Here is an 8968-nt window from a genome sequence, read left to right as displayed (position 1 = left end):
GCAGCAGAAACACTATTATAACTCGTTTCCTCAGAACTGCCATCCTCGTTAAAGCTCAATATCGTAAAGCTTGGTGCTACCCACTGACCATTCTCAAACTTAGCACCACCACCAAAATAGCTCGCTAGCGTCTGATTCAAGGAATATAGCTGTGATCCATTGATCGCATCCGTAGAATCTTCAGTGATGCTACCATTGGCAAGTGACGTAATCTTGCTGTTCTTCTTGTCAGCATCAGGCCCATGGATCGCTACAAACGCATGATCTTTATCACTCCATAACAATGCATTCTGCTTAATCGTATCTGAAAGATCACTTGTATTTTTTGCAATCTCTTCATGAAGCTCTGTGAATGAACGATCAACACCAACAAATGCATCCGCTACACTCTGATAACTCTTATCCTGAACTGTATAAGTCGGCGCAATACCTTTCAATATATCTGCTCCACCTCCTAAGAATTTCGAAGTATTCTCAGAAACCGTTTTAAGATCATTCGTTACTGTCGTAACATTTTGATTGGTTGCAAAAAGTTGAGAACCATTCACTGCATCAGCTGATGTTTCTGTAAGCGCTCCTGCTTTTACACCTGTAAGGGTCCGTGATGCTCCATCAGTATTCGCAAACGTAACTTCAGTGCCACTCTTTTCACCTCCAACGGCAATAACATGTGTCTTCTCATCTTGCTTAACAAGACTATCTCCCACAACTTGGTTAATCTCATTCTTAAGCTCTTTATGAAGACTGGTGAAAGAACTTCCAACACCAGCAAAGGCTTCCGCTACTGTCTTATAGCTCTGCTCTTCAACCTTATCGCCAGAAGCATTCACTACATTAACCTTGAAGTTTGGAGCTGTCCACTGACCATTCTCATACTTAGCTCCACCACCAAAATAGCTCGCTAACGTATTGTTCATCGAATAAAGTTGAGAACCATTCACTGCATCAGCTGATGTTTCTGTAAGCGCTCCTGCTTTTACACCTGTAAGGGTCCGTGATGCTCCATCAGTATTCGCAAATGTAACTTCAGTGCCACTCTTTTCACCTCCAACGGCAATAATATGTGTCTTCTCATCTTGCTTAACAAGACTATCTCCCACAACTTGGTTAATCTCATTCTTAAGCTCTTTATGGAGATTGCTGAAAGAACTTCCAACACTCGCAAAGGCTTTTGCTACATTATCATAGCTCTGCTCTTCAACCTTGCTACCATCAGCACTCACTGTATTAACCTTAAAGCTTGGTGCTATCCATTTGCCATCCTCATAGCTAGCTTCACCACCTAATGACTTTGCAATACTGCTACCCAAAGCATGAAGTTGATTACCAGCTACTGCATCACTTGAGCTAGAATTAATAGCTCCATTGGCAAGTGATGTGATCTTGCTATTCGTTTTTGCTCCTTCTTTGCCATGCTCTGCTACAAACGCACCTTTAGTTTCATCCCACAACAAAGCATCACCCTTAACTTCTTGAGTAATATCCGTAATTTGTTGAGTAAAATCTTGAACAACATTGGTGAGATGATCGTTTACATTCTTGATATTTTTATCAAGGCCTGCAAACGCAGAGCCTACATCATTGTAGGACTTATCTTTTACCTGACCATGAGTATCAACCTCTGATAATTTATAGGTTGGTCCTGTAAAGACACCATTCTCAAAACTTGTATCTCCACCTAAGAACTTGGCAACATCTTGAGAGAGGGTGTTAATCTGACCACCTGTAACCACATCATGGGAGTTTGCAACAATCTGTCCATCAGCAACATTATGAAGACCAACAGGTGTAGAATCCTTACCTTTTCCAAAAGTCACATTCGTATAATCAGTATCACCACTTTCCTTCTTATCATAATGAACTACCGCTGAATCATCTGACTGAAGACTGTTAGAAAGCTTCTCTAAACTTTGATCAAGTTGTGCTTTATTAACCGCTTCATTATCTTTTGTCGCTGCCTTAACTCCAGAAAGCGTACGATCCTTACTATCCTTGTTGGCAATATTGACTTCAGTACCGGCTACTTCTTTACCAATAGTAATCGGATCTGTTTCTTTTGCTTGTTTAACAAGGCTATCACTAACTACTTGGTTAATCTTATTGTTAATATCCGTAACAGCATTCGTCATTTCATTATGAATACCCTTGAAAGAGCTATTCACACCACCAAACGCATCTGAAACAGTGTTATATGCCTCTTCAAAAGACGTCCCATCATCAGAAAACTGTGAAACTTTAAAGCTTGGTGCACTCCACTGACCATTCTTAAACTTAGCACCACCACCAAAATAGCTCGCAAGCGTCTGATTCAAGGAATATAGCTGTGATCCATTGATCGCATCCGTAGAATCTTCAGTGATGCTACCATTGGCAAGTGACGTGATCTTGCTGTTCTTCTTATCAGCATCAGTCCCGTGGATCGCTACAAACGCATGATCTTTATCACTCCATAACAATGCATTCTGCTTAATCGTATCTGAAAGATCACTCGTATTTTTTGCAATCTCTTCATGAAGCTCTGTGAATGAACGATCAACACCAACAAATGCATCCGCTACACTCTGATAACTCTTATCCTGAACTGTATAAGTCGGCGCAATACCTTTCAATATATCTGCTCCACCTCCTAAGAATTTCGAAGCATTCTCAGAAACCGTTTTAAGATCATTTGTTACTGTCGTAACATTTTGATTGGTTGCAAAAAGTTGAGAACCATTCACCGCATCTGTCGAGGTTTCTGTAAGCGCTCCTGCCTTTACACCTGTGAGGGTCCGTGACACTCCATCAGTATTCGCAAACGTAACTTTAGTGCCACTCTTTTCACCTCCAACGGCAATAACATGTGTCTTCTCATCTTGCTTAACAAGACTATCACTCACCATATTGTTGATGTGATTATTAATATCCGTAACAGCATTCGTCACTTCATTATGAAGATTCGTGAAAGATGTACCAACACCAGCAAAGGCTTTTGCTACATTATCATAGCTCTGCTCTTCAACCTTATCGCCAGAAGCATTCACTACGTTAACTTTGAAGTTTGGAGCTGTCCATTTGCCTTCTTTATATTCAGCTCCGCCACCAAAATAGCTCGCTAACGTATTGTTCATCGAATAAAGTTGAGAACCATTCACTGCATCAGCTGATGTTTCTGTAAGCGCTCCTGATTTTACACCTGTGAGGGTCCGCGCAGCAGCACCACTATTAGAAATGTTAATGCTTGTACCACCTTTTTCCGCACCGATCTTGATGACCTTACTCTCTTCATCCTGCTTGACAAGACTATCACTCACCACATTGTTGATGTGATTATTAATATCCGTAACAGCATTCGTCACTTCATTATGAAGATTCGTGAAAGAACTTCCAACACCAGTAAAAGCTTCCGCTACTGTCTTATAGCTCTGCTCTTCAACCTTATCGCCATTAGCATTCACTACGTTAACTTTGAAGTTTGGAGCTGTCCATTTACCTTCTTTATACTCAGCTCCGCCACCAAAATAGCTCGCTAACGTATTGTTTATCGAATAAAGTTGTGAACCATTTACTGCATCACTTGAATTAGTTGTAATATCTCCATCCAAAATGTGCGTAATCTTGCTAGATGTTCTGTCTTTTCCTTCGCCATGTTGCGCACTAAAGGCTTTGTCTTCCTTGCTCCATGATAAAGAATCCTGGGCAACACCTTCTGAGACTTCCTTAATACGATCATTCACATTCTTGATATTCTTATCAAGACCTGCAAACGCAGAGCCTACATCTTTAAACTCTGTTGAATTTACCTGACCATGAGTATCAACCTCGGATAATTTATAGCTTAGTCCTGTAAAGACACCATTCTCAAAGCTTGTATCTCCCCCTAAGAACTTAGCAACATCTTGAGAGATGGTGTTAATCTGACCACCTGTAACCACATCATGTGAACCCTTGGAAATCTGTCCATCAGCAACATTATGCAATGCAACAGCTGCTGCTTTTTGACCTTTTCCAAAAGTCACATTCGTATAGTCAGTCTCACCACTTTCCTTCTTATCATAATGAACTACCGCTGAATCATCTGACTGAAGACTGTTAGAAAGCTTCTCTAAACTTTGATCAAGTTGCGCTTTATTAACCGCTTCATTACCATTTACTGCTGCCTTAACCCCAGAAAGCGTACGATCCTTACTATCCTTGTTGGCAATATTGACTTCAGTACCGGCTACTTCTTTACCAATAGTAATCGGATCCGTTTCTTTCGCTTGCTTAACAAGGCTATCTCCTTCTACTTTGGTAATCGCATTATTAATCTCATTGGTAATTGTATTGTGAACATTCGTAAAAGATGTACCAACACCAGCCAAAGCTTCTGCTACATTCTGATAACTCTCATCTTTTTCCTTACCATCAGCGTTAACTGTATTAACCTTAAAGCTTGGGGCTTGCCATTCTCCCTTTTCATCATAACCTGCTCCACCGCCAAAATAGCGCGCAAGGGTATTGCTCATCGAATAAAGCTGTGAACCATTTACTGCCTCTGTTGATTTGGCTGAAAGATCACCTGCTTTAACTCCAGAAAGAACCCGCTCTATACCATCACTGTTGGCAAAATTTACCTTAGTACCGTTCGTTTCTCCACCAACCGATATGACATGTGTCTTTTCATTTTGTTTAACAAGGCTGTCCCCTACAACTTGGTTAATTTGCTCATTCACTTCATTATGAATATTCGTGAATGATTGATTAACACCGTCAAAGGCTTCAGCTACAGTTTTATATTCTGCCTCTGTTTCTTTGCCATTATTATCGAACTTTTTAACCTTAAAGGTAGGAGCTGTCCATTTGCCTTTCTCATCATAGCCGGCACCACCACCTAAATATTTTGCAAACTGATCCTGTAAAGAATAAAGCTGGGAACCTGTCACTGCATCTGTGGAATCCATGGTAATGTCTCCAGCCTTAAGATGCGTAATCTTACGATCTGTCTTTTCATCACCTTCACCATGCTGAGCACTAAAAGCTTTGTCTTCCTTACTCCATAATAATGCATCACCCTGAATATGTTGTGTAACATTGGTTATGTTTTCAGTTAGTTCGTTAAACTTATTCGTTAGATTATTATTGACTTCATTGATGTTTGTATCAAGCTGAGCTTTGTTAACGGCTTCATTATCTTTTGTTGCTTCCTTAACTCCAGAAAGCGTACGATCCTCACCATTTTTATTGGCAATATTGATTGCACTGCCTTCTTTTTCTGCACCTATCTTGATAAGACCTGTATCATCCTGCTTGACAAGACTATCTCTAACAATATTGGTAATTTGGTTATTCACTTCATTATGAATATCTGTAATAGAAGTGCTCATACCTGCAAAGGCATCCGCTACATTATTATAGGCAATCTCTTCAACTTCATTACTATCCTTTTTAACTGTTTTAACCTTAAAGCTAGGCGCTTGCCAGTTGCCTTGTGCATCATAGCCGGCACCACCACCAAAATAAGTCGCAAGGGTATTGTTCATCGAATAAAGTTGTGAACCATTAATCGCTTCTGTCGAGTCTTTTGTAATATCTCCGGCGGCAAGGAATTTAATTTTGCTATTGGTTTTTGCTCCTTCTCCATGCTGCGCAACAAAGGCTTTTTCTTTCTCATTCCAATTTAAAGAATCTTGTGCAACGCCCTCTGAGACTTCCTTAATACGATTATTCACATTCTTGATATTTTCATCAAGACCTGCAAACGCAGAGCCTACATCTTTAAACTCTGTAGAATTTACCTGACCATGAGTATCAACCTCTGATAATTTATAGGTTGGCCCTGTAAAGATACCATTCTCAAAGCTTGTATTTCCCCCTAAAAACTTAGCAACATCTTGAGAGAGGGTGTTAATCTGACCTCCCGTAATAGCATCCTTAGAACCAGAAGCGATATTGCCATCAGCAATATTGTGAAGACCAACAGGTGTAGAATCCTTACCTTTTCCAAAAGTCACACTCGTATAATTAGTTTCACCTTCTCCCTTCTTATCATAATGAACTACCGCTGAATCATCTGATTGAAGATGATTAATCTGGTTGGTAATCTCATTTTTTATATTAGTGAAAGAAGTACCAACACCTTCAAAAGCTGCTGCTACATTCTGATAAGTCTGATCTTCGGTGTTGCCATCAGTATTAACGGTTTTAACCTTAAAGCTTGGATCAACCCATTGCCCATTCTCATATTTTGCTCCACCGCCAAAATATGTCGCAACCTTATCACCCAAAGAATAAAGCTGATTACCTGTAACAGCCTCAGTTGAATTAGCTGTAATATCCCCATTCTCAAGGAACTTTAGCTTACTGTTTTTACTATCTTTTCCTTCTCCATGAAGTGCAACAAAGGCTTTTTCTTTCTCATTCCAATTCAAAGAATCCTGTGCAACGCCTTCTGATACTTCCTTAATACGATTATTTACATTCTTGATATTTTCATCAAGACCGACAAAAGCAGAGCCAATATCGTTATAGGACTTATCTTTTACGTGACCTTCTGTAGAAACCTCGGATAATTTATAGGCTGGTTGTGTAAGACCACCTTCTTTAAAGGCCGCTTCACCTCCTAAAAACTTAGCAATACTCTCACCAATGGTATTGATCTGACCACCTGTAACTACATCACGGGAATTTGCAGCAATCTGTCCATTAGCAATATTATGAAGACCAACAGGTGTAGAATCCTTACCTTTTCCAAAAGTCACACTCGTATAATCAGTTTCACCTTCTCCCTTTTTATCATAATGAACTACCGCTGAATCATCTGACTGAAGATGATTAATCTGATTGGTAATTTCATTTTTTATATTGGTGAAAGAAGTACCAACGCCTGTCAAAGCTGCTGCTACATTCTTATACTCTTTCTCTTCAGATTTACCATTCTCTTTAACTGTATTAACCTTAAAGCTTGGGGCTTGCCATTCTCCCTTTTCATTATAACCTGCTCCATCGCCAAAATAGCTCGCAAGGGTATTGCTCATCGAATAAAGCTGTGAACCATTTACTGCCTCTGTCGATTTTGCTGAAAGCGCACCATCTTTTACACCCAAAAGCGTCCGAGCAGCCTTATCAACATTGGCAAAATTAACTTGAGTACCACTCTTTTCACCACCAACAGATATAATGCGCGACTCTTTATCTTGTTTAACAAGACTGTCCCCTACAATTTGGTTAATTTGCTCGTTCACTTCATTATGAATATTCGTGAATGATTGATTAACACCGTCAAAGGCTTCAGCGACAGTTTTATATTCTTGCTCTGTTACTTTGCCACTATCATCGAATTTCTTAACCTTAAAGGTCGGAGAGGTCCAGTTGCCTTGCATATCATAACCTGCTCCACCACCTAAATATTTTGCAAACTGATCCTGTAAAGAATAAAGCTGAGAGCCTGTCACTGCATCTGTAGAAACTTTGGAAATCTCTCCATTCGCAAGAGAGGTGATCTTACTATTTTCTTTTTTACCTTCTTTTTCTCCATGCTGGGCGACAAAGGCTTTACTTTTCTGATCCCATAACAGAGCATCACCTTGAACTTCTTGAGTAATATTCGTGACTTGATCAGTAAAGTTATTAACGACATTTGTAAAATTAGAATCAATATCGGAAAACGCATCCGCTACATTATGATAAGTCTTTGTTCCATCTTCCTTACCATCTTTGAAGCTTTTCAGTGTAAAGCTTGGCGCTTGCCATTTGCCTTCCTCATATTTCGCTCCACCACCAAAGTACTGTGCAACCGTTTGATTTAAAGAATAAAGTTGGGAACCATTAATCGCTTCCGTCGAATCTTTTGTAATATCCCCGGCTGCAAGGAATTTAATTTTGCTATTGGTTTTTTCTTTTCCATGCTCAGCAACAAAGGCTTTTTCTTTCTCATTCCAATTTAAAGAATCCTGAGCAACGCCCTCTGAGACTTCCTTAATACGATTATTCACATTCTTGATATTTTCATCAAGGCCAGTAAACGCAGAACCAACATCATTGAAGGTATTGTCTGTTATTTTACCATCTGCATCGACATTGGATAATTTATAGGTCGGCTGTGTAAAGGCTCCATTGTTAAAGGCTACACCCCCACCTAAAAACTTTGCTATATCCTCACCGATTTTATAAATCTGACCACCATTTATCGCATCATGAGATTTATCAGAAATAATACCATCAGCAACATTATGAAGACCAACAGGTTTATAATCCTTACCCTTACCTAAAGTCACACTCGTATAATCAGTTTCACCACTTTCCTTCTTATCATAATGAACTACCGCTGAATCATCTGATTGAAGATGATTAATCTGGTTGGTTATCTCATCTTTTATATTAGTGAAAGAAGTACCAACGCCTGTCAAAGCTTCTGCTACGTTCTTATAAGTCTGATCTTCGGTGTTGCCATCTGCATTAACTGTTTTAACCTTAAAACTTGGATCAACCCATTGGCCATTCTCATATTTTGCTCCACCGCCAAAATATGCCGCAACCTTATCACCTAAAGAATAAAGTTGGAAACCATTAATCGCTTCCGTCGAGTCTTTTGTAATATCCCCGGCTGCAAGGAATTTAATTTTGCTATTGGTTTTTTCTTTTCCATGCTGAGCAACAAAGGCTTTTTCTTTCTCATTCCAATTTAAAGAATCTTGTGCAACGCCCTCTGAGACTTCCTTAATACGATTATTTACATTCTTGATATTTTCATCAAGGCCAGTAAAAGCAGAGCCTACATCATTGAAGGTATTGTCTGTTATTTTACCATCTGCATCGACATTGGATAATTTATAGGTCGGCTGTGTAAAGGCTCCATTGTTAAAGGCTACACCTCCACCTAAAAACTTTGCAACATCTTGAGAGATGGTGTTAATCTGACCACCTGTAATAGCATCCTTAGAACCAGAAGCGATATTTCCATCAGCAATATTGTGAAGAGCCGTGGCAGTTTTATCTTTACCACCAAAAG

General features: G+C 39.6%; 1 protein-coding gene. It reads right to left on the bottom strand.

Going from position 1 to position 8968, the window contains the following annotated elements; all coding sequences use genetic code 11:
- The coding region (locus FS875_RS08760) for a hypothetical protein (protein ID WP_166428918.1) at positions 1-8968 on the bottom strand (8968 nt) is incomplete at both ends.

This window comes from Bartonella saheliensis, assembly GCF_902162175.1.
This window is presented reverse-complemented; position numbering and strand designations above follow the sequence as displayed.